Source organism: Spirillospora sp. NPDC049652 (assembly GCF_040675125.1).
Classification (GTDB): Bacteria; Actinomycetota; Actinomycetes; order Streptosporangiales; family Streptosporangiaceae; genus Spirillospora.
The window spans coordinates 1-3,126 of sequence record NZ_JBFAOF010000858.1 but is presented as its reverse complement, the minus strand read 5'-3'; the positions used below and the strand labels follow the sequence as shown (position 1 = coordinate 3,126).

Genomic DNA, 3,126 nt, shown 5'->3' with positions numbered 1-3,126 from the left:
CCCCGCCCGCCTCAGGACTCCCCGCCTCAGGACGCCCGGCCCCGGGCGGCGCGGCCTCAGGACTCCCCGCCTCGGGAGGTCCGGCGTTGGAAGGCCCGGCGTTGGAAGGCCCGGCGTGGGGAGGCCCGGCGTTGGGAGGCCCGGCGTTGGGAGGCCCGGCGTCGGGAGGCGCGTCGGCGGAAGGCGCGGCGTCGGGCGGTTCCGTCTCCGGGCGCCCGGCCCCGTGCAGGACGTCAGGAGGCGCGGTCCCGGGGTGCGGGGGTTCGGGGCGCGCGCCCTTGTCCTCGCGTCCGGCCTGGACGGCGGCGAGGCGGCGGGCCTGCGCGTCCTCGCCGAGGCCGACGGCCTCGTGCGGGAGCCAGCAGGCTGAGGCGTGCGAGAGGTCGTGGCCCGGCGCGCCCGGCGGCGGGCCGGCCGGGTCGAGCGGCGGCTCGTGGGTGACGCAGTGGTCCATGACGTACTCGCAGCGCGGGTGGAACACGCAGCCGGTCGGCAGGTTGATCAGGCTGGGGGGCTGGCCGGCGATCGGCCGCAGCCGGTCCGCGCCGCCCGCCGCCGTCGGCACCGACCGCAGCAGCCCCATCGTGTAGGGGTGGTGGGACCGGTAGTACAGGGTGCGGCGCTCGGCCTTTTCGGCGGGCTTGCCGCCGTACATCACCAGCACGTCGTCGGCCATGTCGGCGATGACGCCGAGGTCGTGGGTGATCATGATGAGGGCGGTGTCGAACTCCGCCTGGAGCCGCCGCATCAGGTCCAGGATCTGCGCCTGGACGGTCGCGTCGAGCGCGGTGGTCGGCTCGTCGGCGATGATCAGCTTGGGGTTCAGCGCCAGCGCCATCGCGATCATCACGCGCTGCCGCATGCCGCCGGAGAACTGGTGCGGGTAGTCGTCCACCCGCCGGTCCGGCCGGGGGATGCCGACCAGGCCGAGCATCTCCACGGCGCGCTTGCGCGCCTGGTCTTTGGAGGCCCTGCGGTCGTGGGCGCGAATCATTTCCTCGATCTGCCAGCCGACCTTGTAGAGCGGGTGCAGGCTGGACAGCGGATCCTGGAAGATCATCGCGATCTCGGCGCCGCGCAGCTCGCGCATCCGGTCGTCGCCGATGGTCAGCAGGTCCTGCCCCTCGAACAGGGCCGTGCCCGAGACCCGCGCGCCGGGCGTCAGCCGCATCAGCGTCTGGGTCGACACGCTCTTGCCCGACCCCGACTCCCCGACGATGCCGAGGGTGCGGCCGCGGTCCACCGAGAACGACATCCCGCGCACGGCGTGGACCTCGCCGTCGGCGGTGTGGAAGGAGACCTGGAGGTCGGTCACCTCGAGAAGACTCATCGACGCCCCTTCGCGCCCGTGCCGCGCCGGACCTGACCGGACCGTCCCGCCCGGGCCGGCGGTCGCGCCGTCCGGACGGGCCCGCCGTGCCCGCGTCCCGGCCGGGCCCGCGCGGCGCGGGCCCGGCCGGGACGGCGGTCACTGGAGCTTGATGAGGCCGTAGTCGTAGCCCTGGAACTGCGGCAGGTACTTGGCGTTCTTCACCCGGGACGAGTGGAAGATCGGATACTTCTGGTTCATCAGCGGGACGACCGCGGCGTCCTGCATGATCTGCCGGTCGGCCTGCGCCCAGGAGTTGGCGGCCGCGTTGACGTCCTTGGCCTCCAGCGCCTGGTCGATCAGCTTGTTCACCGTCGGGTTGTTGTAGCCGCCGTAGTTGGTGGAGTTCGGGCCGTAGTGCCGTCCGTCGAACAGCGGGACGATGTTGGTGCGGCCGTTGTTGCCGTACCAGTCCGGCACCCAGCCGGGCCCGGCGATGTCCCACTTGCCGGCCTTGGCGTCCGACGGCGTGACCAGCGTCTTGCTGTAGAACGTGCCGTTGGTGTCCGGGGTGAGCTGCGCCCTGATGCCGCACTTGGCGAGGTTCGCCTGGACGGACTGGGCGATCTTCGGGTGGTTGCTGGAGACCCGGTAGGGGAACTTCAGCGTGAGCCCGCCCGGGTACCCCGCCGCGCTCAGCATCGTCTTGCACTTGTTCGGGTCGCCGGAGTTGCCGGGCGTCGGGTAGAGGTTGAACGTCTTGTAGCCGACGCTGCGCGGCGGGATGACCTGGTTCAGCACCTCGCTGACGTCCGGGCCGCCGTAGATCTGCACCGCCGCGGACTTGTCGATCGCGTACTGGATCGCCTGCCGCACCGCGACCTTGCCCAGCGCCCCGCCGTTGTTCGGGCTGAGCGTGTTGAACACGATGTAGGGGTTGCTGGACGACCCGTCCATGATCTTGAAGTCGGAGTTGGACTTCAGGCTCCGGATCCGCCCGGTCGGGACGGTCTGGTCCCAGGACAGGTCGGCCGAGCCGGACTCCATCTGCTGCTGGACGGTCTCGGGCGAGTCCTGCCCCATCGTGATCTGGATCGCGTCGGGGTTCTGCTCCCGGACCGGGTCGGAGTCGGCCTTCCAGGCGGGGTTCTTCGCCAGCGTGATCTGCTTGTTGGCCTGGTAGGCGGTGATCTTGTAGGGCCCGTCGGAGATCGTGTGCGCGCGGAACTGGGGGCTGTCGGGGATGTACCTGTCGTACTCCGCCGGGGCCGCCGCCGAGAACGACAGGCCGAGGATGTTGGTGAAGTCGCTGGCCGGGTTCACCAGCTTGACGACCAGCGTCTTGTCGTCCTTGGCCTGCAGGCCGGGCACCTGGTGCTGGTTCTGGTAGCCCGCGATCGCCGCCGGGTCGGTCGCGCTGACCTTGGAGAAGCCGTCGCAGAAGGCGCTGAAGCCCTGGATGGTCTCGGTGTAGTACGCCATGCCGCCGGACGGCTTGGCCGGGTTGCAGACGCGCTTGATGCCGCGCACGAAGTCGTTCGCGACCACCGGCCGGACCGGGTTCGTGTCCCACTGCAGGCCGTCGCGCAGCTTGATGGTGTAGGTCTTGCCGTCCTTGCTGAGGCCGCCGTTGCCGGTGGTCGGGATCTCGGCGGCGGCGTCCGGGACGACCTTGATGGCGTCGTCGAAGTTGTCGGCGGCCTTGACGTTGAACAGGTTCCGCGAGAACTGCCGGGCCAGCAGGTTGCCCCACGTCGTGTAGACGCTGGAGGTGTCGATGTGGTCGGGGTCGGACGAGCCGACCACCTTCAGCGTCC

Annotated in this window: 2 protein-coding genes; both read right to left on the bottom strand. The window is 70.8% G+C overall.

Going from position 1 to position 3,126, the window contains the following annotated elements:
• A partial coding sequence (locus AB0J52_RS33880; RefSeq protein WP_500186965.1) for an ABC transporter ATP-binding protein occupies nucleotides 1-1,330 on the bottom strand: 1,330 nt, incomplete at its 3' end.
• 138 nt (nucleotides 1,331-1,468) lie between these two features.
• Nucleotides 1,469-3,126: ABC transporter substrate-binding protein (locus AB0J52_RS33875; protein WP_500186963.1), on the bottom strand; the 1,658-nt coding region annotated here is incomplete at its 5' end.